1 protein-coding gene is annotated in these 229 nt (G+C 45.9%); it reads right to left on the bottom strand.

Annotated elements, in window-relative coordinates:
• Positions 1-49: 49 nt before the first annotated feature.
• A partial coding sequence (locus LKK83_RS00320; RefSeq protein WP_324628754.1) for a hypothetical protein occupies positions 50-229 on the bottom strand: 180 nt, incomplete at its 5' end.

Here is a 229-nt window from a genome sequence, read left to right as displayed (position 1 = left end):
AGCAAATTGGTCGTGAATAAAGCGGGTCACTGAGTGAAATTAAAATCGTTTAAACGAGAGAAATTGTATCATTCTTCCAAGGAATAATATCGGGATAGGAGTGGCGCGCCGATTCAATTAACTGTTGCTTGAGGGGGGTTAATGGAATGAGAATTCCCCCAATCTTTGCCAAGACTGGGGGAATGCGTGACAAGTCGCGAGGGATGCTTCTACCCCTCACTGGCGAAAG

Source organism: Phormidium sp. CCY1219 (assembly GCF_035615515.1).
Lineage (GTDB): Bacteria > Cyanobacteriota > Cyanobacteriia > Cyanobacteriales > Laspinemataceae > CCY1219.
The sequence above is the reverse complement of the archived record's forward strand: the minus strand, read 5'-3'. Positions and strand labels throughout refer to the sequence as shown.